29 protein-coding genes and 1 CRISPR repeat array are annotated in these 24,027 nt (G+C 41.9%); of the genes, 12 read left to right on the forward strand and 17 right to left on the reverse strand.

All coding sequences use genetic code 11. From position 1 onward, the window contains the following. Nucleotide 1 precedes the first annotated feature (1 nt). The 6 genes from V7K42_RS24840 to V7K42_RS24865 all read left to right on the forward strand — a co-directional run bounded on the left by V7K42_RS24840 (nucleotide 2) and on the right by V7K42_RS24865 (nucleotide 6,825). Nucleotides 2-820: an acyl-CoA desaturase gene (locus V7K42_RS24840; protein WP_094331340.1), complete on the forward strand. Its 819-nt coding sequence runs from the start codon at nucleotides 2-4 to the stop codon at nucleotides 818-820. Between the two features lie 284 nt (nucleotides 821-1,104). Beyond that, the gene (locus V7K42_RS24845) at nucleotides 1,105-2,157 is read left to right on the forward strand and encodes a fatty acid desaturase (RefSeq protein WP_334919945.1); all 1,053 of its coding nucleotides are present in this window, start codon (nucleotides 1,105-1,107) and stop codon (nucleotides 2,155-2,157) included. 195 nt (nucleotides 2,158-2,352) lie between these two features. After that, nucleotides 2,353-3,432: a fatty acid desaturase gene (locus V7K42_RS24850; RefSeq protein ID WP_334919920.1), complete on the forward strand. Its 1,080-nt coding sequence runs from the start codon at nucleotides 2,353-2,355 to the stop codon at nucleotides 3,430-3,432. Between the two features lie 805 nt (nucleotides 3,433-4,237). Next, complete coding sequence (locus tag V7K42_RS24855) at nucleotides 4,238-4,933, forward strand: LabA-like NYN domain-containing protein (protein WP_334919921.1); 696 nt, start codon at nucleotides 4,238-4,240, stop codon at nucleotides 4,931-4,933. Between the two features lie 87 nt (nucleotides 4,934-5,020). After that, nucleotides 5,021-5,731 (forward strand): response regulator transcription factor, encoded by a 711-nt coding sequence (locus V7K42_RS24860; RefSeq protein ID WP_334919922.1) that lies wholly within the window; start codon nucleotides 5,021-5,023, stop codon nucleotides 5,729-5,731. Between the two features lie 5 nt (nucleotides 5,732-5,736). Continuing rightward, on the forward strand, nucleotides 5,737-6,825 hold the full coding sequence (locus V7K42_RS24865; RefSeq protein ID WP_334919923.1) for a sensor histidine kinase: 1,089 nt from the start codon (nucleotides 5,737-5,739) through the stop codon (nucleotides 6,823-6,825). A 547-nt stretch (nucleotides 6,826-7,372) separates the two neighbouring features. Here the strand turns inward: V7K42_RS24865 and V7K42_RS24870 are convergent. Then, nucleotides 7,373-8,260, reverse strand: a complete 888-nt coding sequence (locus tag V7K42_RS24870; RefSeq protein ID WP_334919924.1) for an NAD(P)-dependent oxidoreductase — start codon at nucleotides 8,258-8,260, stop codon at nucleotides 7,373-7,375. Nucleotides 8,261-8,891: 631 nt separating this feature from the next. Between V7K42_RS24870 and V7K42_RS24875 the strand changes: the two genes are divergently transcribed. Then, complete coding sequence (locus V7K42_RS24875) at nucleotides 8,892-9,125, forward strand: EF-hand domain-containing protein (protein WP_289796891.1); 234 nt, start codon at nucleotides 8,892-8,894, stop codon at nucleotides 9,123-9,125. Nucleotides 9,126-9,223: 98 nt separating this feature from the next. After that, nucleotides 9,224-10,570: direct repeats of the CRISPR family, unit length 37 nt; unit sequence GTTTCAATCCCTAATAGGGATTTTGATGAATTGCAAT. Nucleotides 10,571-10,733: 163 nt separating this feature from the next. On the opposite strand, the gene V7K42_RS24880 is transcribed toward V7K42_RS24875, so the two are convergent. From V7K42_RS24880 to V7K42_RS24935, 12 genes are all read right to left on the reverse strand, one after another. Next, nucleotides 10,734-11,084 carry a hypothetical protein gene (locus V7K42_RS24880; RefSeq protein WP_334919925.1) on the reverse strand — a complete coding sequence of 117 codons (351 nt, stop codon included), beginning with the start codon at nucleotides 11,082-11,084 and terminating at the stop codon, nucleotides 10,734-10,736. Between the two features lie 55 nt (nucleotides 11,085-11,139). After that, complete coding sequence (locus V7K42_RS24885) at nucleotides 11,140-11,289, reverse strand: hypothetical protein (protein ID WP_334919926.1); 150 nt, start codon at nucleotides 11,287-11,289, stop codon at nucleotides 11,140-11,142. Nucleotides 11,290-11,364: 75 nt separating this feature from the next. Next, on the reverse strand, nucleotides 11,365-12,036 hold the full coding sequence (locus tag V7K42_RS24890; protein WP_334919927.1) for a discoidin domain-containing protein: 672 nt from the start codon (nucleotides 12,034-12,036) through the stop codon (nucleotides 11,365-11,367). Further along, nucleotides 12,037-12,348: a hypothetical protein gene (locus V7K42_RS24895; protein WP_334919928.1), complete on the reverse strand. Its 312-nt coding sequence runs from the start codon at nucleotides 12,346-12,348 to the stop codon at nucleotides 12,037-12,039. It lies immediately after the preceding gene. Continuing rightward, the gene (locus V7K42_RS24900; protein WP_334919929.1) at nucleotides 12,348-12,668 is read right to left on the reverse strand and encodes a hypothetical protein; all 321 of its coding nucleotides are present in this window, start codon (nucleotides 12,666-12,668) and stop codon (nucleotides 12,348-12,350) included. Before V7K42_RS24900 ends, V7K42_RS24895 begins: the two co-directional genes overlap by 1 nt. After that, the gene (locus tag V7K42_RS24905) at nucleotides 12,668-13,015 is read right to left on the reverse strand and encodes a hypothetical protein (RefSeq protein ID WP_334919930.1); all 348 of its coding nucleotides are present in this window, start codon (nucleotides 13,013-13,015) and stop codon (nucleotides 12,668-12,670) included. Before V7K42_RS24905 ends, V7K42_RS24900 begins: the two co-directional genes overlap by 1 nt. Next, the gene (locus tag V7K42_RS24910) at nucleotides 13,012-13,515 is read right to left on the reverse strand and encodes a hypothetical protein (RefSeq protein WP_334919931.1); all 504 of its coding nucleotides are present in this window, start codon (nucleotides 13,513-13,515) and stop codon (nucleotides 13,012-13,014) included. The genes V7K42_RS24905 and V7K42_RS24910 overlap by 4 nt, the downstream gene beginning before the upstream one ends. Further along, nucleotides 13,499-13,717: a hypothetical protein gene (locus V7K42_RS24915; RefSeq protein ID WP_334919932.1), complete on the reverse strand. Its 219-nt coding sequence runs from the start codon at nucleotides 13,715-13,717 to the stop codon at nucleotides 13,499-13,501. Before V7K42_RS24915 ends, V7K42_RS24910 begins: the two co-directional genes overlap by 17 nt. After that, nucleotides 13,717-14,259 (reverse strand): hypothetical protein, encoded by a 543-nt coding sequence (locus V7K42_RS24920; protein ID WP_334919933.1) that lies wholly within the window; start codon nucleotides 14,257-14,259, stop codon nucleotides 13,717-13,719. Before V7K42_RS24920 ends, V7K42_RS24915 begins: the two co-directional genes overlap by 1 nt. 118 nt (nucleotides 14,260-14,377) lie before the next feature. Continuing rightward, the gene (locus V7K42_RS24925) at nucleotides 14,378-15,196 is read right to left on the reverse strand and encodes a hypothetical protein (protein WP_334919934.1); all 819 of its coding nucleotides are present in this window, start codon (nucleotides 15,194-15,196) and stop codon (nucleotides 14,378-14,380) included. Next, nucleotides 15,196-17,928, reverse strand: a complete 2,733-nt coding sequence (locus V7K42_RS24930; protein ID WP_334919935.1) for a hypothetical protein — start codon at nucleotides 17,926-17,928, stop codon at nucleotides 15,196-15,198. The genes V7K42_RS24925 and V7K42_RS24930 overlap by 1 nt, the downstream gene beginning before the upstream one ends. 9 nt (nucleotides 17,929-17,937) lie before the next feature. Further along, nucleotides 17,938-18,243, reverse strand: coding sequence for a glucose-6-phosphate dehydrogenase (locus V7K42_RS24935; protein ID WP_334919936.1), 306 nt, complete (start codon nucleotides 18,241-18,243; stop codon nucleotides 17,938-17,940). A gap of 217 nt (nucleotides 18,244-18,460) precedes the next feature. On the opposite strand from V7K42_RS24935, the gene V7K42_RS24940 reads away from it, so the two are divergent. From V7K42_RS24940 to V7K42_RS24950, 3 genes are read left to right on the forward strand one after another with little or no spacing between them, the layout of a single operon-like run. Then, nucleotides 18,461-19,066: a tyrosine-type recombinase/integrase gene (locus tag V7K42_RS24940; protein ID WP_334919937.1), complete on the forward strand. Its 606-nt coding sequence runs from the start codon at nucleotides 18,461-18,463 to the stop codon at nucleotides 19,064-19,066. Between the two features lie 4 nt (nucleotides 19,067-19,070). Continuing rightward, entirely contained in the window at nucleotides 19,071-19,238 is a 168-nt protein-coding gene (locus V7K42_RS24945) for a hypothetical protein (RefSeq protein WP_334919219.1), read from the forward strand. Nucleotides 19,239-19,253: 15 nt separating this feature from the next. After that, nucleotides 19,254-19,496, forward strand: coding sequence for a hypothetical protein (locus V7K42_RS24950; protein ID WP_334919938.1), 243 nt, complete (start codon nucleotides 19,254-19,256; stop codon nucleotides 19,494-19,496). A gap of 110 nt (nucleotides 19,497-19,606) precedes the next feature. Here the strand turns inward: V7K42_RS24950 and V7K42_RS24955 are convergent, their stop codons facing one another. From V7K42_RS24955 to V7K42_RS24970, 4 genes are all read right to left on the reverse strand, one after another. Next, the gene (locus tag V7K42_RS24955) at nucleotides 19,607-21,985 is read right to left on the reverse strand and encodes a DnaB-like helicase N-terminal domain-containing protein (RefSeq protein ID WP_334919939.1); all 2,379 of its coding nucleotides are present in this window, start codon (nucleotides 21,983-21,985) and stop codon (nucleotides 19,607-19,609) included. A 205-nt stretch (nucleotides 21,986-22,190) separates the two neighbouring features. Further along, nucleotides 22,191-22,379: a hypothetical protein gene (locus V7K42_RS24960; protein ID WP_334919940.1), complete on the reverse strand. Its 189-nt coding sequence runs from the start codon at nucleotides 22,377-22,379 to the stop codon at nucleotides 22,191-22,193. Between the two features lie 3 nt (nucleotides 22,380-22,382). Beyond that, nucleotides 22,383-22,631 carry a hypothetical protein gene (locus tag V7K42_RS24965; RefSeq protein WP_334919941.1) on the reverse strand — a complete coding sequence of 83 codons (249 nt, stop codon included), beginning with the start codon at nucleotides 22,629-22,631 and terminating at the stop codon, nucleotides 22,383-22,385. A 108-nt stretch (nucleotides 22,632-22,739) separates the two neighbouring features. Then, nucleotides 22,740-23,147, reverse strand: coding sequence for a hypothetical protein (locus V7K42_RS24970; RefSeq protein ID WP_334919942.1), 408 nt, complete (start codon nucleotides 23,145-23,147; stop codon nucleotides 22,740-22,742). A 214-nt stretch (nucleotides 23,148-23,361) separates the two neighbouring features. Between V7K42_RS24970 and V7K42_RS24975 the strand changes: the two genes are divergently transcribed. Both V7K42_RS24975 and V7K42_RS24980 read left to right on the forward strand, forming a co-directional pair. Next, entirely contained in the window at nucleotides 23,362-23,568 is a 207-nt protein-coding gene (locus V7K42_RS24975; protein WP_334919943.1) for a peptide ABC transporter substrate-binding protein, read from the forward strand. A gap of 81 nt (nucleotides 23,569-23,649) precedes the next feature. Continuing rightward, nucleotides 23,650-23,949 carry a hypothetical protein gene (locus tag V7K42_RS24980; protein ID WP_334919944.1) on the forward strand — a complete coding sequence of 100 codons (300 nt, stop codon included), beginning with the start codon at nucleotides 23,650-23,652 and terminating at the stop codon, nucleotides 23,947-23,949. The last annotated feature ends 78 nt before the right edge of the window (nucleotides 23,950-24,027 follow it).

Raw genomic sequence — 24,027 nt, forward strand, 5'->3', positions numbered from 1 at the left:
CATGACAATTGCTACCTCAACCAAACCTCAAATTAACTGGGTTAATACCCTGTTTTTCATTGGACTGCACATCGGCGCTTTATTTGCTTTTGTTCCTGGTAACTTTAGCTGGACAGCAGTTGGTGTGGGTTTCTTGCTGTACTGGGTGACTGGCGGTTTAGGCGTTACTCTAGGATTTCACCGCCTTGTCACCCACCGCAGTTTTCAAACTCCCAAATGGCTAGAGTATCTTTTGGTTTTCTTCGGGACACTTTCTTGTCAAGGAGGCCCAATTGAGTGGATCGGGACACATCGGATTCATCATTTAAACTCTGATACAGACACCGATCCCCATGATTCTAATAAAGGCTTTTGGTGGAGCCACATGGGTTGGCTGACTCATTATTGTCCCGCTCACGCTGATGTTCCTCGTTTCACCAAAGATATTGCCGAAGACCCAGTTTATCAGTTTTTAGAAAAATATTTTATTTTGATCCAGGTTGCCTTGGGTGTATTGCTTTTGCTTCTGGGTGGCTGGCCCTTTGTTATTTGGGGAATTTTTGTTCGCATTGTCTGGGTTTACCACTGCACTTGGTTGGTGAACAGTGCGACTCATAAATTTGGCTATCAGAGCTATGATTCTGGCGATCGCTCGACTAATTGCTGGTGGGTAGCCGTACTAGTTTTCGGTGAAGGCTGGCACAATAACCATCATGCCTTTCAATACTCGGCTCGTCATGGGCTGGAATGGTGGGAAATCGATTTAACTTGGATGACAGTTCAATTGCTACAAGCGGTTGGTCTGGCTAGTAATGTGAAGTTGGCCCCAACAAAGCAGTAAGTCAAGCAATTTTGGATTTTGGATTGCCCATAGCGTAGTGTAAAGCCTGCGTCTTTTAAATTGAAAGAGACCACAAGGATACTTGGCATCGGGACATGAACCGAAATAATCTAAAATCTAAAGTTATTAGTCAAAATTCTCTACTTTTGACTCTTGACTAATAATACTTACTGGTGCGCTTGTGTCTATTAGATTGCTATAATCCGAAGCGCTAATGTGAAGAATTTTTGCGGCAAGTTACTTTTGGTGACTTGGTGGAGGAGTTTGTTGTTTTTCAGGTGTTCATGACTACATCAATAATTAACAGCCAAAAACTAAGTGACGAGCCTGGTAATTCCGACTTCCGGCTCAAAGATATTATCAAAACCCTGCCACGGGAATGTTTTCAGCAAAACCGTCGCAAAGCTTGGACACAAGTAATACTAAGTGTCTTGGCAGTTGCCTTGGGTTATTACAGCCTGATTATCACTCCTTGGTTTCTTTTGCCCCTAGCTTGGATTTTTACGGGTACTGCTTTAACAGGTTTTTTTGTAATTGGTCATGATTGTGGTCACAGGTCTTTTGCCAAACGCCGTTGGGTAAATGATTTGGTGGGGCATTTCTTCATGATGCCTTTAATTTATCCTTTTCATAGTTGGCGGATTAAGCATAATTATCACCATACTCATACCAATAAACTGGATGAGGATAATGCTTGGCATCCAATCAGACCAGAAGTGTTTGAAGATTGGGATACAACCCGTCAGTCTGCTTTTAAGCTGTTCATGCGTAAACGCCTCTGGTGGGTAGGTTCTATCGGCCATTGGGCAGTTGTGCATTTTGATTGGCGGAACTTCAAAACTAAAGACCAATCCAGCATCAAGCTTTCTGTGGCTGTAGTGGTTGTATTTGCTGCGATCGCTTTTCCACTTCTCATTGCCACAACTGGTATCTGGGGATTTGTCAAGTTCTGGCTAGTACCCTGGATGATTTACCATTTTTGGATGAGTACTTTTACCATTGTTCACCACACTGCCGCAGATGTTCCTTTTACGACAGCAAATAAGTGGAACGAGGCTCTAGCACAGTTATCTGGTACTATCCACTGCGATTATCCACGTTGGGTAGAAATCCTGTGCCACGATATCAATGTTCATGTCCCTCATCATATTTCCACTGCAATTCCTTCATATAATTTGCGGCTAGCTTACAGCAGCATCAAAGAAAATTGGGAGCCTTATCTCCATAATGAGTGTCAGTTTTCTTGGCCTTTAATGAAGCAGATTACAGACGAGTGTCAACTGTACACAACTGATGTTGGCTATAAGACTTTCAACGAACATTACGCAAAGCAATAAATAGCCCTGCGATCGCACTCACGCTCTTTAATTAACGAGAGCGTTTATCGTGCTGTGTTTTAATAGAATCTGGCAATTGTTTAATGAATAAATTTTTAGATAAATTGCCAGAAATTATTCTCTTAGGTGTTAGCGATCGCTAGGATCGTGGGCATCCTAATTAAAGTTCCGATTTATATCCAACAAAAGAATCCAGTGTCATCAAATATCATCACGTTCAATAATTCTCCTAGCTCTGAAAAGTCTGAGGAGACAACTAAATTACCTTTCACACTTGGGGATTTAAAAGTTGCAATCCCTGCTGAATGCTTTCAGCCTAATGTGACAAAATCACTTTTTTACTTCTTTCGTGACATCCTGATCATCGGTCTGCTTTATGCAGTTGCTTCTTACCTGGATTCTTGGCTTTTCTTTCCGATTTTCTGGCTAATGCAAGGAACGATGTTTTGGGCTTTATTTGTAGTCGGACATGACTGCGGACACCAATCTTTTTCTAAGCATAAATGGCTCAATGATTTGATTGGACATCTTTCTCACACACCAATACTTGTTCCTTATCATGGTTGGCGGATTAGTCACAGAACCCATCACAAAAATACTGGCAACATCGATAATGATGAAAGCTGGTATCCGGTAAGCGAATCACAATATAAGGAGATGCCTTTAGCACAAAAAATAGGTAGATATTATGTTTTTCTATTAGCCTATCCTGTGTATTTGTTTAAGCGTTCTCCTAACAAAGAAGGCTCCCACTTTTTGCCCAGTAGTTCGCTTTTCAAACCATCAGAAAAATGGGATGTTATTACTAGTACTGTGCTTTTGATTGGGATGGTAGGTTTGCTGGGTTTTCTCACCTACCAATGGGGCTGGATGTGGTTGCTGAAATATTACGCTGTACCCTACCTTGTGTTCATTGTTTGGTTAGATTTGGTGACATTCTTGCACCACACTGAGCCTGAGCTTCCCTGGTATCGTGGAGAAGATTGGACTTTCCTAAAAGGCGCAATTTCTAGTATTGACCGTGATTATGGTTTAGTTAATCATATCCATCACGATATCGGTACTCATGTTGCTCACCATATATTCCTTAACATCCCTCACTACAATTTGTTGAAGGCAACTGAGGCAATCAAACCAGTGATGGGTGAGTATTTTCACAAATCGGAAGAACCAATTTGGAAGTCATTATGGAATTCATGCATCAGCTGCCATTTTGTCCCTGATACTGGTAGTAAGGTTTACTACATATCCCATCATAAGTTAGCGAAAGACTAAGATTCAGATTCCCTATTTCTTCAAAGTAAGTTAGGAATCATGTATTTCCGTCAGTCTTCTTTCAATCCGATTCGGTTAGCTTGTTTACCGAGCAAAGATCCTCAAACCCACCTTAAAAAGGTGGGCTATTTTCCTTCTTTACCCCCCTTTTTAAGAGTTCGCCATAGGCGGGGGATTTTATCCAAGCCGGATTGATTTTCTAACTATTGAAGGTTGGGCATTAGCTCATTCAGATAAACTTTATAAAAATTGCATTTTAAAGATTACCCAAATACCTTAAGAAAACTTGCCTTTTGAGGAACTATTTATAAAGTACAAATAAAAATTATTATCGGGTGTGTTATGTGCATATTTTGATAGGAGCACCTAACGCACCATGTCATATAGTCATGCGTTATGCTAAAGCCGTAATCCAGTCTAGCTTAAGATTTACTTTATAAATGGTATTTGAGGAGCGATCGCATATTCTTTATTAGTGCCTTTAACTCTGCCAATATTTGAGCTTCCTTAGTTTGCTGTAAATCTCAACCTCCTAGCTGTAAGGTTATTAAAATACAGAGGTAAAATTAAAATGGTATAGATGGCGTTCCCTGATTCTTGCCTCTACCCTGATAGCAAGATTTATTTTTTCCAAACTCTTGCTGTCTTGGTGGGTAAGGATTAACATAATCTGTGGAAACAAGCAATATATCCTCAACCCAACTGTGACTCAAGACAATTACCTGCTAGGGTCATAAATCAGTACAGACTATAGTATAGACAATTTACCCAAGACTCTTTCTCGCTTATAAAATCAGAGGTATCAATGATTATAACTAATTTTAGCAAACATAGAAATGAATTTAAAGAACAGAAAGTACTCAAAACTAAACCACATTGGCAAGGGCAAAATTTGAGTGATACTACGCTCAAAAGTAAAGATCCCAAAATCCAAGATCCTGCACCTGATGGTTCTATTGTCAATAACTTGAATCGTGGTCGAGTTGCAATTTTTATTGATGGCTTAAACCTATTTCATACAGCTTTACAACTGGGTATAGAAATTGACTACGTTAAATTGCTATGTCATTTAACCAATGGTTCAAGACTTTTGCGTGCTTTTTTCTATACTGGGGTTGATATCAGCAATGAAAAGCAACAGGGTTTTTTATTGTGGATGCGTCGTAATGGCTATCGTGTAGTTGCCAAAGATATCATGCAACCAGCAGAGAATTTCAAAAAATCAAATCTGAACGTAGAAATTGCTGTAGATATGATCACTTTAGCTCCCTATTATGATACTGCGGTTTTAGTCAGTGGGGATGGAGATTTAGCTTATGCTGTGAATGCTGTTAGCAGAATGGGGGTGCGGGTGGAAGTGGTCAGTCTCCAAACTACTACTAGCGAAAGCTTGATTGATGTTGCTGACTGCTTCATTGACCTCGATAGTATTAAAACATACATTCAAAAAGATTCTCATCTTGGCTATAGTTATCGCACGCCGTCAAATTCAAACCTTTAATCCACTCTGGCGGAAGCTTGCTTTTTAACAAGGGGATTTTGCCCCTTGTTTGCCCTTTATTTGCCCCAAGTCTGATTATTAATTGAAATGGATATTTTAATAGTTGAAGATGAACCAGAAATTGCTCATTTAATTGAACTATCTTTAGAAAAAGAAGGTTTTTTTTGTCGCACTAGCCGCGATGGGATGAATGCTTTGCGGATGTTTCAGGAGCAACCACCCGATCTAATCATTCTAGATTTAATGATTCCTGGTTTGGATGGATTGGAAGTTTGTGCCCGAATTCGTCAGAAACCAGGTGCAAAAGATCCTTACATTTTAATGCTCACGGCTAAGGGTGAGGAAATCGATCGCGTGATTGGTCTATCTACTGGTGCTGATGATTACATGGTAAAACCCTTTAGCCCTAGAGAATTGGTAGCTAGGGTACGGGCACTGTTGCGGCGTAGTCTCCGCCAAGGGGGACAACATCAAGTCAATCGTACCCAACACTTTATCGTCGATGTAGATCAGCGCACTGCTAGCCGTCAGATGAATTCTCAGGAACCAGAAATTTTGGACTTAACTACCCTAGAATTTAACTTGCTAACCACCTTTGTCAGCAATCCTGGTCGAGTTTGGAACCGCACTCAACTAATTGATAAACTTTGGGGAGATAACTTTTTTGGCGATGAACGAGTGGTTGATACTCATGTAGCTCGGTTGCGAAAAAAGATTGAGCCTGATTCGGCAAATCCTACTTTTATTAAAACTGTTGTTGGTGTGGGCTATAAATTTGAAGATCCTCCGGTAGCGTAAATATTATGAAAATGGGGCTGAGAACGCGCCTATTTTTCTCCCACTTAGTAGTAATGATTGTGGGGGTAGCTAGTCTGGTGAGCATCAGCAAAATTTCTTCCCCCCGCTTATTCGTGCTGCATTTGGAACGATTAGAGAATCAGGGGTTTGACTTAATTGATGTTCGGACTGAATTGGTTACAGGATTTGAACTTGCTTGGCAGCGAAGCACTATTTGGTCAGTTTTAGTCGGCACTACCGCCGCCGGAGGATTGAGTTACTGGGTGTCCAGACGGATTATGCAGCGCTTGACGGAAATGGAACAAATTACTCAAAAATTCGCTGCTGGTCAGATGGATGCACGATTACCTATGTCTGATATTCCAGAACTGAATGGGCTGGGTGCTAGTTTCAACCGGATGGCAGCCAGTTTAGAAGGGGTGGAAGCGCGGCGGCGAGAGGTGATTGGAGATATGACCCATGAATTACGGACACCGTTAACAGTAGTGCGCGGTTACTTGGAAGAATTGGCTGATGGAGAAATTGAAGCATCTCCTGAAATTTATCGACGTTTAGCTAAAGAAACTAGGCGCTTAGAGCGATTGGTGAACGATTTACAAGAACTGTCTAAGGCAGAAGCTGGTTATCTACCAATTAATATCCAACGGGTAAATCTGCGTCCATTGTTAGAGTCATTAGTGGAAAAATTTACCGATCAGCTGTTAGAAGATGGGCCAGTTCTGATCTTACAATGTCCATCTGTGCTACCTCCTGTATTGGCAGATATTGACCGCACAGAACAGGTGTTGGTTAATCTGCTGGGTAATGCGGTGCGTTACACTAACGAAGGTTCAATTACGATTCGTGTTGGGACTGAAGCATCTCTTCTCTCGATTGCGGTTATAGATACAGGCATTGGTATCGCTCCAGAAAATTTGCCTCATGTGTTTGAGCGTTTTTGGCGAGCCGACCAATCGCGCGATCGCCATTCGGGAGGGACAGGTATTGGCTTAACTATTTCCCATCGTTTGATTGAACTACAAGGCGGTCAAACTCAGGTAGAAAGCGAGTTGGGAGTTGGCAGTACATTTCGGTTTTTTCTGCCTTTGGCTTAAATTGGAGTCAAAACCCTTGAGATACAAGGCATTGACACAAGGTAGTCACGGTTGTGTCATACCCAATTGTTAACTTAAAAATATACAAAATTTAATCCGCTTGGCGTTAGTAACCTTTTGCGCCGCTTGCTCCCCCTAAACCCCCCTTTTCTAGGGGGGCTTTATTCCCTCCTTAAAAAGGGTGGTAGAGAGGATGAAGCCTTAACTAAAGCGGATTAATCCAAAATCTGGTTTTTTTGATGGGTGTCGAGATTTTGGAATTGTATGGAATATAAAGTTTATTTGGCATTTGGGTAGAAGTGTGTATGTCTACTTTTGTTCTGGCTGCTTTTTTGGTTAGTTTACTCAGCGTTTCAGGTTACGCAGCGATCGCCTACTTGTTCCCTCAAAATCGCTCCTAAGACTGACCAAATCATAATCTCTGGCTATTATTTAGTTTACGATTGCGATCAACGTCGCATCTTTTGCTGCCCACGGTCTGGATTGCTGTAGCGCTGACGCGTGGTTCAGTCCATTGCTCTTGAGTCATAGATTTTCGCTTTTTACATTAGGTGTCGGAAATTGCTTCGTTGGAGAGGATTGTAATGATTTCATCTAAGGGGCGATCGCCATTTGATTCTTCTGGTGTTTCCTTACCCAAAGAGGTTTCTTTTACCAAACGGTAAACGTCGGCTGCTCCGTAAAAAATGCGCTCAGTCAAACCTAAATCTTTAAAGGTTTCTGCAATCTCTTCCATTTCTCCTACCCAACGATGCGCTTTTGGTGTCATCGCTGGAATGGAACGGGTTAATATGCTAGCCAGTTCCTTTTGGCTATTAGATATTTCATCCCATAGTTCCTTATCCAAGCCTAAACGATGGGCTGCTATCAGCAATTCTGTGCTAATTGCTGTAAGTCCTTTTGTCAGGGCTGCATAGGACATTTTCAACCCCGAAGCCTGACCGATTTCATCGCCAATTACCCGCACATCTAAGCCACGATCTCGCAGTTGTTGGAGTTGATGTGCTTGTTTTCCTGAAGTGTATATGCGGGTACGATTGGGAATTCGTGGTGGTGGGCCAATTATTGAGGCATCTACGAATGTCCCGCCAACTGATTCGATGATTTGGGCGATATTTATGACTTTTTGAGGTGCGATCGCATTACAGTCAACATAGAGGATTTGTTTACCAACGTTGCCGATCGCCTCAGCTACAAGATTCGCTGCTTCTGTCGCGGCTGCGGGGACTAGAACTGATAAGATTACATCAGATTCAATTACCAGTTGTGTGAGCGAACCTACATCTTGAATGTTGGCTGCGGCTGCTAATTGCTGAGTTCGTTCGCTGCGATTATCTAGAGCAGCAATAGTTTTCAATCCATTTTGATTGAGAACAGCTGCGATCGCCTGCCCCATATCACCTGGGCTTAAAATACCAATAGTTTGGATAGTCATAGAAAGTTTTATCTTTATTTTATGGCTGACAAGTTGATTCAGATAGTTAAGTTATCAATAAAATACGATATATTGATGTAGATGCCGTATTTAATCAAACCACGCATAAGCTTAACAAGCAAGCTATTTACTGAGAATAAATAAGAGTCATTCAATTCCTAATAGAGATTTTGATAAATTAGACCTCTTGCATAAGTCGAATAGACCCCCCTTAATCCCCCCGATATATTGGGGGAAACTTGAAATCTTGCGCCCTCCCCAACACATCGAGGAGGGTTGGGGAGGGGTGATTCAAGGATTTTTGCAAGAGGTCTATTGTAATAAAAAGTTTATTTCCCGACATCTCTCCTAACTGGGGAACATCCCCTTCACCTCTTCATAGCCCACCCAAAATCCCTCTCTACATACCACTAGAGAGGGATTCGCCGTTTCTAGGTGATTAGCGATAATCAGAGAATACATTACTGAATTAGAGGGAGATTTTGGAAGTATCGCGTTTGAGACACTATCCTTAGATACACTAGTAAGTGTTAAATTTAATACATCTACATACTTGACTGTCTTCACTATCCTTGCATCTTTGTCAAGATTTTGAGATATTAAACTGAAAAAGTAATTCAAATAGAAACTTATGGCAACCGAGCAAGAGCTTCAATCTCTTTTTAATACCTTAGATAGCGATCGAGATGGCAAAGTCTCCATTAACGATCTTTTTTTAAGTCCTGGCTTAAGTGCAATCATCTCATCAGAAACAAATACCACAAGTCCCCAGGAATTATTAGTAAATTATGATTCAGACAAAGACGGTAGTATTACTTTTGAAGAGTTAAAGGAAGCAGTTGAGAAAGCAAATAATTTAAACTAGGAATCAAAAAAAAGGGTATCGATATCCCATAAATCCCTTTCTACACTCCAGTAGAGAGGGATTCGCATTTTATAGGTCACTGGTGACAAATGAAAATGGTTTCAATCCCTAATAGGGATTTTGATGAATTGCAATCCCACCGATGTTCAGACTGCGGTGGATAATACCACTGCGTTTCAATACCTAATAGGGATTTTGATGAATTGCAATACTTGGAACTATTGGTAATTATGGTTATAAGTTGTTTCAATCTCTAATAGGGATTTTGATGAATTGCAATTACATCCACATCGTAGCGGTGCTTTCGGAGGTAAAGTTTCAATCCCTAATAGGGATTTTGATGAATTGCAATCAAATAGATTAAAAGTTTGCCTTCACCCAAACAATCGTTTCAATCCCTAATAGGGATTTTGATGAATTGCAATCCTTGGCCCATTCTCTAAAGTGTAGTTAACACTCACGTTTCAATCCCTAATAGGGATTTTGATGAATTGCAATGAAGGCTTCAAAGATAAACATGTTGACGCGGTGAAGTTTCAATCCCTAATAGGGATTTTGATGAATTGCAATAAAGCATACGTCTTGGATGCTACATACAAAGTAGTACCCGTTTCAATCCCTAATAGGGATTTTGATGAATTGCAATAGTGCGTAAATACTTTGGTAAACGTTATAAAGTGTTTCAATCCCTAATAGGGATTTTGATGAATTGCAATTTGATAAATAAATCCCATGATGAATCAGCTTGTAAGGTTTCAATCCCTAATAGGGATTTTGATGAATTGCAATAAGTGTGGAGGTATTGGTAAATTACACCAAGCTCTGTTTCAATCCCTAATAGGGATTTTGATGAATTGCAATTCGCCGTCAGTCGAACGAACAGTGCCATCAGATTGAATGGTTTCAATCCCTAATAGGGATTTTGATGAATTGCAATTCCTACAAAGAATATACGGCTCATTGACAAGAGGTTTCAATCCCTAATAGGGATTTTGATGAATTGCAATCAAGAGCGAGAATTAATTCACTGGATATTGGGTGGTGTTGTTTCAATCCCTAATAGGGATTTTGATGAATTGCAATCCATCACGCTGCCACCCCGACTCTAAAACCACTCTTGTTTCAATCCCTAATAGGGATTTTGATGAATTGCAATAAAAGGGTCTAATCCGTAATCATCAAGATATGAAGGGTTTCAATCCCTAATAGGGATTTTGATGAATTGCAATTTGGTTGTTTGCCACATTGGTTGCTACCTACCCCAAGTTTCAATCCCTAATAGGGATTTTGATGAATTGCAATCCTTCTGACCTTCAACCCATCACTCCTACAACTTTTGTTTCAATCCCTAATAGGGATTTTGATGAATTGCAATACATTTCACCACCATTAACAGTTACGCCTTTATGTTTCAATCCCTAATAGGGATTTTGATGAATTGCAATGGCTGGGGTCTGGAAGCCGTGTTGTATTTATTTTTCAAGGTGCAGTTGTGCGATTCTTGAGCAATCATAGCATTAGAGAATTCGTTTGGAAAGAGTGCCAGGAATCCCCACACTATACCAACCAGCGAGTAAGCTCACGTGTTAACTCTCGCGTAGACTTATTTTATTTTTGTCTTTCATTATTAAAGAGCTTTTCAGTCTTGCTCCAATTGTGCTTGATTGCGTCAATCAGTCCATTGTGTTGTAAGAGAAGAGCATCTTTATAGTTAGTATAATCTTGTAAATGAATGTCTACTTTTCTATCCAAGGCAATAAATTTATCATTGAACTTATCTTTTAAGTTATCAATTGTAATAAAATTGGCGGCTTCTAGATTTGCAATTTTAGAGTTCATATTCGATTCTAAGTTTGCAATTTTAGTATTGATGCTTGATTCAATTTGAGCCAGCTTGTAAATAGCCGAAAATATCGTAATAACTCCGACCACAAAAGTAACTGAGTTGTGAATATCCATTTTGTTATTCAATTGCAGGAATAAATTTTAATTACTCCTGCAATCGCTCCTGTATTTATTGAACTGGAGTCTGGTTATTGGTCGTTGGCGTTTCAGACGGTAAAGGCTGGATAGATTTGCCAGCAGATTGTTTACCTTCAAAAGCTAAAACATCTTGAGCAATCAACACTAAAACTTGAAAAAGAGTAGAAACATTTATCCGCATAAATCCTCCATAAGGAAATTTAATGAAATTATCAATTCTATAGTGAACTGTGGCAAGTACTCCGATATTAGTGATTTATGCGGAGTACTTACCATATAGCTCCACTTCTCCCAATACTAAATGTCGATACCCGGCACTATTATCGCCAGTGGTATAAATTCTAAAGTACGAATAAGCAACATCACTGCTAACAGGTAGGGCAAGCCATTGATTGGTAGAATTAAGCGCAGTATTGTTAATCTGAATATCTAAATCCACCCATGTGCTGCCGTCGTTGCTTCCTTGCAGATTCCAATTACGAGGGTAATAATCACTTGAATCAGCACGAGTTTTAATAGTGTAGTAGTTACACTTGAGCTGACGAGTTCCACCAAGAAAGAAGCTGACGAAACTATTCGGATCGCTGTTAGTGTAGAAACTGCTGTTACTTCTATCTACTAAACTATTAACCGAGCCAGAACCAATACTGCTAGATTGAATAATTAAGCCATTGCTTGTAGGATTCACCCACGAAGAAGTATCTTCTGACGTACCAATGAAGTAAAAAATTCCATTGTTATCGCCTACAGATACATAAGTTTTGCTTGTTGCATTATCGTCAGCACTGGATAAACTTGCTAGGAAATTAGCTTTTGTAATTTTACAGAGTGTTCCAGTCGGATCAACTAACAACACATAATCACTATCGTCGAGTGTAGTTTTTATCAGTGTTGGGACTTGGAAACTGTCACCAGGAAATAAAGGCATTTAAGTTAACTCCCTCACCAAAGCATTTCCATTAGCAGACGACCAAATACCACTAATCACACCAGTGTAATGAAATGGCACTTCATAATAACCACCAGCTGATAGTTTGGCAGTAAAAGCGCTCGTTGTTGCTGTAGCACCAAATTCTAGATATAGAGTAGCTGTGCTATCGTTCCAAATCGTTGCACCTTTACGGTTAGAGTTTGCAGCAAGAATTGTCTGGCTACTAGTGCTAGCAGCAACAGTAGTTGGGGTTGAAGTGCCACTAGTTGATTCAACCAGTGTTGCAGTCGCTGGATTATAAAGAGCCATTATTCAATACACTCCACAAAAGAAAGTTTGCAATTATTGGTAGCGATGGCGCTGACCTTGCCTATGTAGAGGTTGTTGCTATTGATTTCATAGCTACCTCCACGCGGCTTGAGAATAATTCCTTTCCCGACTGCTGCATTTGCTTTATCACCCAAAATAAGAGTGATATCAATTGAGGAATTATTTATAAATGCCGCGTAACTTCTACCACTGTTAGCACTTAAAACAACGTCAGAGATATTCCCCGTTAGCGATTTATCAGCATTGGTACAATTGCTAAATTTGATAACACCACCAACTTCTTGAGTATTGTTAATCATTATTCAGTCGGGTCATCAAGGTTATCAACAAACAATGCAGTATCGACCTTGACCCGCACCGTAAATTCAAATTCTGGTGCTTCTGGCGTACCTGTAAGCTGTTGAGAGGCAAATTGAATGGGAGGCAAGTTAGCTGCAATTCGAGCTTCATTTACTTGATTCGTTAATGCAGATAAACCTTGCAAAAGCTTGACTATCCCTTTGACACAAGAAGTATCTGTAGTTAAGGTGCTTCCACTTTCAGTTAACAAACTGAGATTTAGTTTTAGCTGATTGTTGCCAACAAATTCAATGGAACCTGCTGCAAGTTTTTCTAATAATGCTGAATAACTAAGTGAACTGCTCATAAATTATTGATTTTGAATTCAATGGTTTCTAGTTTGGCTCTAACAGCCTGAATTAATTCTTCTGTTGAGTCGGTTTCTGTCCCCGTGTACTCCCAAATACCAAGGGTAATTTCTTCAATCCAAGGGAGTGCTTCAAAGCGTAGGCGAAAATTATCTGAAATTTTAGGGAACTGGACAAGCTCAATCGCATTGAGCTTGATCATCCGGCGAGTGTAATCTACTTCAGTGCTGGGAACTGCTCCCAATCCCTCAAAAATGATGGTGTCATTAATTTGGATACCATCAATTTGTTGATAAAAGTACCCAGCTCTGAGCCAGCTTGGTTTAGCCTTGCTAGATGTTGCGCCTACCAAAAATAAATGTTTGTCTGTCAGGTAAGGTATTTCAATTGGCTCAAGAATTGGCGCTCGAATCCGGCGGTTATTTAAGTTGCCTATGTGCTTTTGGTAATAGGTGAGTTCCCATGCTCCGACTGCTTTTAGGTCAACTTGTAGTGTCATCCCCCAACCCCCAGCTTTCGGCTAGGTCGAAGACATTAAAACCAGCCTCATTGAGAAAATCAAGGAAAGTATCAGCGTGAATTTCACCTTTGAGAAAAGCCGATGTATACTTTGCCCTCACCATCATCAAATCTATTTCTTCCTGGACATCCTCATTAGTTTGCCCAGGACACCAAATAGCTGGAGTAGACAAATTAGGCATTATTCACCACTTGCTGCGTAAGGGTAATCTTCTGGCTCAAACCAAATGCGACCGTATGCACCGCCAACAGAACCCTTTTCAGCAGCAACCACAGCTGTCACCTTCGCTTTTAAGTTGGTAGGAGTATCAGCAGTGATTGGTGCGGTGTAGTTATATTGAGTCCCGCCACCTCTAGTACCTGAACCGTAACGAGTATACGGGCGGTTGCTGCCTTTGGCCCTAACGATTGCAGGGCTGCTATCGCTAACCATTGCCAAAATCCTGGCAGGTTTAAATCCTCTGGGTGCTTCAGGGTCTGTACTAAATGCAGCTAGTCCCAGAGGTGTAATACCACCGAAAAAGTCAATTGCTTTTTTTGAGGCTTGGATGGTTAGCGCTGCATCTGGCAAAGCCAAAGGCGAGAGAATCGCATATTTAACAGCGATCTTTGGTTGTCTTTGCGTGGCGGCCCCTTCTTCTCTTAGTGGCGGGTTATAAGCCTCACGCGCCTTGGCGTATTTTAATTGCTCTTCTAATTGTTTTGCGCTTTTGCGTCTGCTCATATCAGTATTCAGTCAAGGTGTGTATTTATCTACACTTCAGTCATAGCAACCAATACGGCTCACTATTTCCAACCGGATAACATATATGTTGTCCGTCAAATTTTTGTGATGATTCTGCCTACACTCGTTCGATGACGCTTCGCAAGCGAGAGCCAGATTTAGCAACCAAGTTAATGGGGTTTTGTTTGCCCCAGACAAGCAATTGAGCGTAACTGAATTTCACTTGGGACTTTCGCCTACGAACAAATTTCTTGACTGTGCGACCATAGACTCTGTGTGTCCCTGGGTTATTTGGATAAGTGCGGTCGTTGTCGATATACTGCAAGTAATCACGGTCAAACGGGTGTTCTTGAACCTCTAGCACGGCTCTAATTATTCGCTCCCCTTCCTCCTTGCTAGTCACTAATAGCTTTAGCTCGTAGCCACGTTTTTGGTCTGAATACGTACATTTGAAATGCCCTTTGTGCCAAGTAAAAGTAGGTACAGCAAATATGTTTTTTATTTGCCTTGCTAATCTTTCTGCATCGCTTCTGGAAATAGTTTCACTAGATTCAGACATTAATCTAAAAGTGATTTCACCTTCCGCTTGTGGCGTGCCGTCGTCGTGGATTTCAAAGTTGTAAGGTTCGAGAAAAGAAAGTTTTATTTGTGGCTTAAATGTGCGCTCTGATTGAACGTCAAACCACGGCATTCCGTATACTGGTCGCTGTAGTGCTTGAGCATGACCACAAGTTACTTCAAACAACCACATTCTCATCAATGTCATTGTTGCGGTATCTTCATCCTTAATTAAGCAGGTGTGTTTTAACCTAGCTTTTGGGGTGCTGATATCGTTGTCTTCTTGGTTCTGGAAGTAACTTGTTACGGCTTTGTTATGGTCAAGTCTAACTAAATCTTGTAAATTTTCCCACTCGCTAAAACCTTCTGGTAATGGCATTACTCATCAGCCTCCTTATCTGAATCGGATATCGCTATTCCTGTAGCACTAACTAATTTATCAGCATCAAATCCCGCTTTAACCTTTGTTGCTTCTGGTGGTTGTACGCCTTGTTTGGAACCGTCTTCTTCACCTATTGACTTGCCTAGCTCGTTCTTCAATTCTCCAATTTGAGCAACATTTTGCTCTACAGAGACGACTTCAGAAGCTACCTGATCTACTTGAGAAACAACGTTAGTAACACCTTCTAGTGTGGTAAAAAACTTGTTGTGAAAATTAGGCTGCGGGTTAAACCACTTGTAAGCGCTTTCCCCAACTTCGCCCCATTTACGCAGAGCATTTCCGATTAAAGCTACATAGCTACCAACTACTTCTAAAGCACTAAGAATTGAATATCCAATAGATTGGAGAGCATTAAATATGTTTGCAGTAGCCTGATATATCCGATTAGCTTTTTTGTAAGTAGCTACTAATTCTGTATAATTTTCTTCGCCGAAGATAGCTTTGAAAAAGCTAGCCGTCCATTCCGAAACAATGCTACCAAAGCCGGATTCTTCACCCTTTTCATTTTTCCATTTAAACCCTACTGCTTGAGATATATTGTCAATGGCAGCAAATAAAGTTTGAGCGAGATTATTAGAAAGCATTAGGGCATTGTGGAAAGTAGTAACCAAAATCAAAATATTTAGGATTCTATCTACTTGCAATGTTTGCCATAATCTGGTGAAGGTTGCTGATAATCCACCTGGTAGTAAGTCACCCAGTTTTGTATTTATCAATTCCAGGAGTGCTAATTGGGCAGCGTTAGCACCAGCATTAATCTTGTCTAAAATGTTTGCTGTATTTTGATTATTATTTTGGTTAACTTTATTAGCAGAATTATCGATTGCATCCCCCAAACATCCCCCAGGTTGAGCAATTTCGCATACAGCCCCTTGAGTAGCAGCTTTGACATTTGGAGAGTTTGCGATCGCGTTTGGTATTCCCTGAATAGCTGGTGTCAAGGCGGCGATTGCTGTTGCGATTGCCGTTAGCCGTTTTATCTGCTCGTCAAAATCTTTCTTTTGCTGTTGTACGGTTTCGTTGGTTTTATCGGTAGCGGTTTTAGAAACGGGCTGTGTCAACGCCTTTGGAACAGGACTGACTCCATCTCCTATGGGTACGGCTTTTGCATTCTCAGGTACACTTGTTGGTGTTGCCCCCAGTGGGCTATATAACCTTATTGCTCCATTTGATGTATCTACTTGGATCTGACCATTCCCGCTCGGTCGCGGTGCTGGTATATCATCGGGTTCAGCAAATGGTAGAGGTGGTTTTTTGACGGTCTGCGCTGGTAATAATCCACCAAGATTAGATGGTGCTTGTGTGGGGTTTGGTAAAAAGCTTGGTGCTAGTCCACCGTGACCAGGGAAGCCATTAGCACCATTTGGCCTATTGTTTGACGGCATGGACGGGGCGACATAAGTCGATTTACCTTTATTTGCACCCGCAGCAGGCAGTCCCGAAGGTACTGTACTATCGTTACCGACTGGAGATGAATCAAAGCGATAAGGCGCGTTATCCGGTGGTGGTGCTGGAGATGGAATATTTTTAGGATCTGGCTGATTATCAACTCTTTTTACTACTAATCTTGGTAAGTCATCAGGAAAAAATCCAACTGCACTGCCGGTTACTCTTGGCCCATAACCCTGATTAAATGACACTGCCCAGTTTCCGTATTTAATGCCATTTATAGTGTCTGTATTGATTAAACCATCGACTCTAAAATCAGATATTGGCCCAGTCGCCCCAAAGACTAATTGATCGCCGCTTCTAGGATTGGCATCGGTAGAACAATTCCAATGATATTCAACGGCTTCTTGCCCTCCCTGAAAAGGTGGGTAATTTGGTGTGTAGTTTTCCTGTCTTGCAGCAGTAGGTGGGTGGAAACTTGACCAAAAGTAATCTCCAATTGCGCCTCCTATGTAGCCACCAATGATGCCACCAACAACACCACCAAGCGGGCCAGCAATCGCTGTACCTGCTATTGTTCCAATACCTGCACCAACTAAAGAGCCGCCAGTTCCTACTGCTGCTTGTACTACAGATTGTCCGTGTACAACGCGGCTGGTAAAATCAATGCCTGCTACTACGCCAGGTACAACAAATCTGCCTGCTACTGCTGGTAACGATCTAGGTAATAATCCAAACGCTGCCCCAGCAGTAGGCGGAATTGCTTCTCTGAGCGCTGCTGGGGCTGGTGTCGCGGTCGGCTCTACCAATGCACTTGCTCTTGTCGCTGTGCCGCTAGGCGTTGGCGGCGGACTTCCAGTAGACGGCGGTGATTGACGCTCAAGTGTTGAGCGCTGTATCTGAGCAAGTGGTGATTCTGGGCGGGGAGATGCTACTTCTGGATCTGAAGGGCTGTTGTTTGATATTCGGTTTCTTAATTCATTCCGCTGTACCTGTTCACTTTGAAATTGCAACTCTTGTGCAGCTTTAGCATCGGCTGTTTCTTGCCTGACTTTCAGTGAAGCCGCTATTTCTCGCTCACGCCGTAAAACAGATTCAGCAGTAGATTCTTTGTAAACGTAATCTTGTTGTGTCCGCTGATTTATTACTTGGCGATTTAGTGCTTCAAAATCAATTGGATCGCCTGCTGGTGCGCCACTTGCAGGGCGGTTTGTGAGCGACCCATGCAGATTTGCATCACTGCTATCTATTGAGCTAAATTGCCTGGGATTGTCGCTCACAATTTCCCCTTAATTAGCTTTAAATGATGCAGGTAAAGCAGTGTTGGAAATTGGTTGAGCGTATGTCCACGGCTTGTTGGAGCCACTAAGATAATCTGGGGAAATTTCAAGGCTTGCCCTAAAGATGCCTCGGGTTTTTGCATCGGCTTGAACCCAAAACGTCCCAGCCTGTGCAGCTCGCTCGGTGTATCCAACCCCTTCGATTACTGTTATGGATGGATTAATTGCAAATAAGGCTAGAGCGCTCCACATGTGAAGCTTTTCAAGAGTATCTATCTGTGATGGAATATCAGTTGCAATATTGATAGCGGTCATGATGCAGAATTTTTGAAATAGCTACTCTCCTGTTTTATTTGCATATAAAGAATAAGTAAATGTTCCACTTTTATGTAAAAGCAGCACATTTGCTGAGGACGTAAAACCCTTGCTGTGAATAGGATTAAGCCAGATTTCGCTATTAGCTAAAAATAAAAATGTTCCGGTTTAGCCATTGTCCGTGGTTAAACCGGAACAGTTAAGAAGAGAAGGTCAAATGAAAAATGATAGAGAAGGCCAAGCTGCTGTTATCTCCAATGCGGATTGCTCAAAAATTCGCACCAAAATTAGGAGTCGTAAATACAAATTACTTTTTGATTTGGCTTGGTACACGGGTGAGCGATGGGGTGCTTTGGTACAGCTGCGAGTAACCGATGTTTACAGCGAGGATGGTAGCCCACGTGAGTATATCAATTTTCGAGCTAGAACGCGCAAGGCCAAACCTAACAGTAAACGCAAAGTACAAGAAAAAGCCTTACGCAAAAACCGACAAGTGCCAGTGCATCCGGTTCTTAGAGAGATACTGCTTGCATACAAGCCAGAATCTGATTCTCTATACCTGTTCCCCGCCCGCGAACGTGACAAGCCGATTACCTTGAGGTGGGCAGATGCAATTTTACGCGCTGCCGTCGATAAAGCTGGATTGTCTGCCAAAGGAATTAGCACTCACAGCACCCGCAGGAGCTTTATCACCAATCTGGCGAACAAGGGTATTAACCTGGCCATGATTAAAAAAATTACTGGTCACACTGACTTGAAAGTGCTTTCTCAGTACATCGAGGTGAGCGATGACGATATGAAAAACGCGATCGCTACTTTATAAATCTATGAACAATGCATTATTCGTGAGAATTGAATGTTTTTATTGTCAACTGCAAGCTGGTAACTATGACCACCCTTTTGATTTAGCCGTGGCACTGGAGGCGCTGACCAATAGTGCTTGGGATGAAGTTGAGGAACTCTACCCCCACCTACTACCCCCAAAGTCGAGCTGATCGAATAATCTGAAATTGGTTTTAATTCAAACTAGCCGCGATCGCATTTTTAAATCGGAGAAAAATATGACCACTGTAACCAAAGAAATAACCGTACAGGAACTGATTCTTGAATTACAAAATTTTCCCAGCGATGCACAGATATCTCTGACTGATGGCTATGGCGAAACATTTAGCATCGTCGGCTTTGAAGCTGGGTCTGACGGCGTGAATATTGTCATTGCTGATGATGTTAATGACGACGACGATGACAGGTAAAGCCCTCAGAGGGTAGGGTTTCCGCTACGCTAACAGTGATGTAGTCTCATGCTAGCAGTTGCTAGCATGAGCTTTTTTATACTTGTCGATCGCATTCCGTCGAATTATAATTAGCCACTAATTTTTTGCAGTTGATAAGGCTTGAATGGCCCATAGGAGTCATTGCCTGTTCTGGTTTTTCCCTGAATCCAGATACCACCTGGGTGAACACCGCTAATTGTGAACACTCTATCAATGAATTTTTTGTGTTCACTAATAACTGCTACTTCATCATCAACTTTGAACTCTACTGGCAACGGGTAAAGTTCTGAGAGTGTAACCCGAATTTTATGTATGTCGCCGGCTTGGTAGACTTCGGCTTCTGGAAGGGTTTTGAAAAGCTTAACTATCTTCACTTTGTTATTGAGCTTCGGCGACCAGTAAATACCGCCTTCCTCAAAATCATCTCGTTTTAGAGGGGATGGAGGCAGACTTTGCAGTATGTCGCTGCTGTCATCGAGGTGATCGTCATCAGCGACGATCACCCCACGATCACCCCCACGATCACCCCCAGACTCTTTATTTAGCAAGGCTTGTGACTGACGGTGATCGGACGATTGCGAAGAATGCCCGTTATTTTGTTCTTGTGGCTCAGATTTATTTTCTAGTGATTTTTCTGTACTTAGACGATCACCTTCGGCTGTATCGACTACTGTACATGAATCTTTGGGGTGATCGTCGGGGGTGATCGTCGGGGTGATCGGGGGGTGATCGAGGGTGATCGGGTATTCGGTGACACTTGGCACTGAGTTAGCTTCTAATCCCGTACTGACAATGGTTTGAGGCGATTCAACGGGGTGATCGGGGGTGATCGTCACGGACTCCAGCACTAGAAAATAATTTGTAGCTCGTCCGTTTTGCGGTTCAGCCGAGATTAGCCCATCAGCTGCCAGCCCACTTAAACAGTTCCGAAGATGACCATCTGAATATCCCAATCTGTGCGCTAGCTCCTTGGAAGTGAACCGGGTGTTTCGGTTTTTGCTGAAGAATTCCAGAAGTGCATCTTTGGCTGATTGCTCCGTGCCATTGAAGCCCTGCTCGGATTCTTCACCCAAGAAGGTAAATTGCAGGTCTTCAGGGTTGAACATCAGGCGATATTTTTTTCCACTGGAGCGCGATCGCGATTTGTTGATCTCTAGGAGACGGTCATAAGGTGTGGCGGTCTGGCTGTTGTCTTTGGTCAGCAACCACACTTCTGAAACGGCGTTTCTAATTGCAGTCGTTCCCCGCACGCCACCTTCCCTGTTGGTGTGATGAATTATCAAAAAAGTGGTTTTGTACTGGGTTGCAAGTCCGGTCATTTGCAAGATGGGCCGGGCATATTCCATCTGCGACTCTTGGTAAACAGAGTATTTGTTGGCAGTTGAAAGTGAGTCAATTACTACGAAGTCTGGCTGGAATTCTTTTAAGTCCTGGATTAGTGCTGGCATATTCTCAGCACTCCACCCAAATCGGACTCTGACGTATTTACCAATGTCAGATTCGGAATATCCAAGAGATTCTAAAGCCTGCATCATGTCACCTGGGCTTTCATCTCCCTGGTAGTAAAGAATTTTTCGTTTCTCTCCCGTGGCAATAAATTTTCCGAATTGAGTGCCCTGAATCATAGTTTTTGCGATTCCATAGGCGAATTTGGTTTTGCCAATTCCACCATCGGCTGCTAGCAAAATAGTAGTACTTTTTGGCACAAGACCATTAACCAACCACTCACGAACTGTAGAGCCGGCTAACTCTTTCAATTCTTCATAAGTAAGTAATTTAGTACACTCAGCAGTGAGACTTTTTAAGTAAAGATGTTCAAGGAAGTTTGCGGTAAATGAATGTTCTCTGCCCAGTTCATGCAGTTTGAAGAATCTAAAGGATGGCTCGACTACTGTTGTATAAATGTTTGTCACTTCTTCTAGTAGTCGATCGTGTTTCCATCGCTGATGTTCATCTTTTGTCGGTGCAAGTGGTGTATCAGTTACTATTTTGATTTTGTTAGTAACCGTTGCAAAAACATCTACTAAATCTTGCTTCTCGTCGTAAGCTAAATTTATAGCTTTATTTGCTTCTTTGATGAGTTCCCGACGTTTAGATTTTCTAATCACTTTGTCTGACAGACTATCAATGTTTATGGCACTAACCGTTCTATCAACAAGGGTAGCTAATTTATTTCGTCCACCAACTTTTTCTAGTAATTTATGTTCTGACAGCCAGCTAGTAACGTGCAGTAAGTCTGTTGGTTGACTTTTTTTAGAAAGACTCAGACAAGCTCGATAGATATCTTTATGTGCGCCGATGAAAAAATGATTTGCTTCTAGTCTGTCACTGACACGACCGAAAGCATTTGGGTCAAGCAATATTCCACCCAATATCTCTTCTTCTGCTCCAATGTTGTGTGGTGGTTGCCTGTTATTGTCAGGTTCAAAACTTGGTTCTTCGGTGTAAGAGTAGGGAACGGCTATCATTTCTCTGTCCCCCGATTAGCTAGTTTTGAATTATTTAATGTGGTAGAATATAGAAAAGTAACGGATATTCTACCGCATAATCTTTCTAAGTATTTGTTCATTTTTTACTTATCTTTTGTTATTTGAATTCACCAATCTCTAAGTTGGTGAGTTTTTTTTTGCGTGTGATAATTTGCCTGGTTGCTATTGAGACATTGTTAGAGTTCTAGTCAGAGAGTTGTAGATAGAGAAGAAAGTCATCTAATTCCTCTTCGGTCAACAGCGATCGCGATCGCACTCCGTAATACCTCACCAAATGTTCTCGACCCTGGTCAACTGTCCAGCCCAATCGCTGCATTTGAGCATCTGTCTGGTTTATTAGGTTGCGAAAGTTTGGGTATGGTTCGATGGTCATTTGCTATTGGCTGTTATGTGCCTTTGACTTTATGTTTGCTACTGCCTCTCGGAATCGGTGGATTAGCACAGGCTTTTGTCGAAGCAGTTCTGACATTTGGTGCAACGCAACTGCTGCTAATACTGTGGCATCGTCAAGTTTTAATTCTGGGTCAGTAGCACGGATGTAATCGATAAATAGGTCTAGTTCGTGGAGGACTAGGCATCTTGCGGTAACGGCTGCCTTGGATGACATTTTTGTTGGTTTAGTCATTGGTTGTTAGTCATTAGTCGTTAGTCAGCAATTCGTGGCGATCGCACTCCGATTTGAAGTCAGGCAATCGCCACGAATAAAGCCGTCTACCTGAAGAGGCAAACGGCTTTATTCTTGATTTTCTTCGTTAGGCAATGGAGACTTGCCCTCGCTCGAAACTAAGTTGTAAATTTCTTCCTCAAGCTCCTCAACTTCTTTTCGGAAGTCTTCCTCTTCCTCCTTGAGATAATTAAGTTGAGATTCCAAGAGATGTTGATGCGTCTTGAGACTTGAAAGATGCTTCTCTTGAATACGTTTGAGGCGCTCTAAGATTTTCCCAGAAGGAGTCCTTCTTCGTTTACTTGTTCTCCTAGAGGTATCTTGCGTTGAGCAATCAGCCTGATTAGGTCTGACCTGTTCAAGCCCATAGAGTGAGCTTGATCTCTGAAATCCTCCCAATCTTTCTGGCTGATCAAAAACGTGGCTCGAATTGAGTCCTCTGCTAGTTTCTTGGGTCTGGCCATTTTCACATATCACGACAACACCCCCATTTTATTGTATGAATAAAACCTTTCTGTATGAATAAAACGCTTGACAGGTTTCATTCATATAATATACTAGCATTAGTTATATATGAAAGAAACTCGATAGATAGCTCCCCCCTGCCACCTTGCAGGGCATCCCAATAAACCGGAGCAAGCACCCACGCCACCTTGCGCGGAAACACCCTGTACCTGATGCCCAATGACTGATGACTAACCAAAAACCGATGGAGGAACTAACACCAAATCAATTACTTGAGGCGAGAAATTGGATAAAAGATTGCTGCCCCTGGGGTGATCTACAAGAAGAACAAGTTGACGAATTAACCGACGATGAAGTAACAGCAGGGATTGCAAGACATTTTGAGGGAGGAATCAGCGAATTCAAAAAGTCTTTGCCGCCAGAAGACCAGTGAAAAGGCGATCGCCCATCTACCAGGATTGCGATCGCCAATTGCAAACAAAAAAACTTGATATGTAATTAGGAGATTTTACCAATGTCTAAGCCATTAGGCTACTACACCAGTTATCTTCCGGGCGACGGCTCAGTTTTAGATGAACTGGATGATATGTTCGGCTCAAATTTGGAAAAGCTGACCCTTAAGGACAAATTATTTTTAATTGGCGCTCTAGGGGCACAGCTTTGCGCTGATCAAGACGGAGAAGTTTCTAACGTTGTCAAGTCTGTCTATCCAGGAATACTGTTGACGACTACAGGAAACATTGAGGGATTGGTCGAAGCACTCATAAGTCAAGTGCGGTGGGGGCAGAATGCAGAACCTGTACACCACTCCTGAAGCCGCCAAGTTAACCAACATACCAGAAAGCACAATCCGCAGTTGGCTAACCCGATATCCTGAAGTGTTCCAATTTGA

It is taken from the genome of Nostoc sp. (assembly GCF_036917455.1).
Taxonomy (GTDB): Bacteria; Cyanobacteriota; Cyanobacteriia; order Cyanobacteriales; family Nostocaceae; genus Nostoc.

What these genes read in the sequence shown, in the direction of transcription:
- V7K42_RS24840 (WP_094331340.1), top strand. Translation starts at nt 2, where the DNA reads ATGACAATTGCTACCTCAACCAAACCTCAAATTAACTGGGTTAATACC.
- V7K42_RS24845 (WP_334919945.1), top strand. Translation starts at nt 1,105, where the DNA reads ATGACTACATCAATAATTAACAGCCAAAAACTAAGTGACGAGCCTGGT.
- V7K42_RS24855 (WP_334919921.1), top strand. Translation starts at nt 4,238, where the DNA reads ATGATTATAACTAATTTTAGCAAACATAGAAATGAATTTAAAGAACAG.
- V7K42_RS24860 (WP_334919922.1), top strand. Translation starts at nt 5,021, where the DNA reads ATGGATATTTTAATAGTTGAAGATGAACCAGAAATTGCTCATTTAATT.
- V7K42_RS24865 (WP_334919923.1), top strand. Translation starts at nt 5,737, where the DNA reads ATGAAAATGGGGCTGAGAACGCGCCTATTTTTCTCCCACTTAGTAGTA.
- V7K42_RS24870 (WP_334919924.1), bottom strand. Translation starts at nt 8,260, where the DNA reads ATGACTATCCAAACTATTGGTATTTTAAGCCCAGGTGATATGGGGCAG.
- V7K42_RS24875 (WP_289796891.1), top strand. Translation starts at nt 8,892, where the DNA reads ATGGCAACCGAGCAAGAGCTTCAATCTCTTTTTAATACCTTAGATAGC.
- V7K42_RS24880 (WP_334919925.1), bottom strand. Translation starts at nt 11,084, where the DNA reads ATGGATATTCACAACTCAGTTACTTTTGTGGTCGGAGTTATTACGATA.
- V7K42_RS24885 (WP_334919926.1), bottom strand. Translation starts at nt 11,289, where the DNA reads ATGCGGATAAATGTTTCTACTCTTTTTCAAGTTTTAGTGTTGATTGCT.
- V7K42_RS24890 (WP_334919927.1), bottom strand. Translation starts at nt 12,036, where the DNA reads ATGCCTTTATTTCCTGGTGACAGTTTCCAAGTCCCAACACTGATAAAA.
- V7K42_RS24895 (WP_334919928.1), bottom strand. Translation starts at nt 12,348, where the DNA reads ATGGCTCTTTATAATCCAGCGACTGCAACACTGGTTGAATCAACTAGT.
- V7K42_RS24900 (WP_334919929.1), bottom strand. Translation starts at nt 12,668, where the DNA reads ATGATTAACAATACTCAAGAAGTTGGTGGTGTTATCAAATTTAGCAAT.
- V7K42_RS24905 (WP_334919930.1), bottom strand. Translation starts at nt 13,015, where the DNA reads ATGAGCAGTTCACTTAGTTATTCAGCATTATTAGAAAAACTTGCAGCA.
- V7K42_RS24910 (WP_334919931.1), bottom strand. Translation starts at nt 13,515, where the DNA reads ATGACACTACAAGTTGACCTAAAAGCAGTCGGAGCATGGGAACTCACC.
- V7K42_RS24915 (WP_334919932.1), bottom strand. Translation starts at nt 13,717, where the DNA reads ATGCCTAATTTGTCTACTCCAGCTATTTGGTGTCCTGGGCAAACTAAT.
- V7K42_RS24920 (WP_334919933.1), bottom strand. Translation starts at nt 14,259, where the DNA reads ATGAGCAGACGCAAAAGCGCAAAACAATTAGAAGAGCAATTAAAATAC.
- V7K42_RS24925 (WP_334919934.1), bottom strand. Translation starts at nt 15,196, where the DNA reads ATGCCATTACCAGAAGGTTTTAGCGAGTGGGAAAATTTACAAGATTTA.
- V7K42_RS24935 (WP_334919936.1), bottom strand. Translation starts at nt 18,243, where the DNA reads ATGACCGCTATCAATATTGCAACTGATATTCCATCACAGATAGATACT.
- V7K42_RS24940 (WP_334919937.1), top strand. Translation starts at nt 18,461, where the DNA reads ATGAAAAATGATAGAGAAGGCCAAGCTGCTGTTATCTCCAATGCGGAT.
- V7K42_RS24945 (WP_334919219.1), top strand. Translation starts at nt 19,071, where the DNA reads ATGAACAATGCATTATTCGTGAGAATTGAATGTTTTTATTGTCAACTG.
- V7K42_RS24955 (WP_334919939.1), bottom strand. Translation starts at nt 21,985, where the DNA reads ATGATAGCCGTTCCCTACTCTTACACCGAAGAACCAAGTTTTGAACCT.
- V7K42_RS24960 (WP_334919940.1), bottom strand. Translation starts at nt 22,379, where the DNA reads ATGACCATCGAACCATACCCAAACTTTCGCAACCTAATAAACCAGACA.
- V7K42_RS24965 (WP_334919941.1), bottom strand. Translation starts at nt 22,631, where the DNA reads ATGACTAAACCAACAAAAATGTCATCCAAGGCAGCCGTTACCGCAAGA.
- V7K42_RS24975 (WP_334919943.1), top strand. Translation starts at nt 23,362, where the DNA reads ATGACTAACCAAAAACCGATGGAGGAACTAACACCAAATCAATTACTT.
- V7K42_RS24980 (WP_334919944.1), top strand. Translation starts at nt 23,650, where the DNA reads ATGTCTAAGCCATTAGGCTACTACACCAGTTATCTTCCGGGCGACGGC.